1 protein-coding gene is annotated in these 302 nt (G+C 77.2%); it reads left to right on the forward strand.

Features of this window, described 5'->3' with window-relative positions; all coding sequences use genetic code 11:
* The coding region (locus tag AC6LJ9_RS30785; protein ID WP_498150477.1) for a hypothetical protein at positions 1–302 on the forward strand (302 nt) is incomplete at both ends.

A 302-nucleotide genomic window follows, 5' to 3' on the forward strand; every position in this document is an offset into this window, starting at 1 on the left:
GGGCTACGAGGACCTGCACGGCCGCTGGGGCGAGAAGGCCACGCGGCGCTTCCTGAACCCGGTGCTGGCGCCGAGCACGCGGCGCGAGGCCGGCTACACGGTGGGCCGGGACGCGGGCCGGCTGGTGTTGTCGGCGCCCACCGCCGTGGTGGAAAGCGAGATCGTCGCCATCGTCTACGACGGCGCGCGCCAGACGCGGGCGCGGGCGGCCGGGGCCGACGGTTATGGCCAGAGCCAGCTGGCGGTGGCGCGCGCCGGCGGGCTGGCGCTGGGCAACTACGGCGCGCTGGGCCGGGTCAACG

It is taken from the genome of Achromobacter sp. 1011811831 (assembly GCF_059760905.1).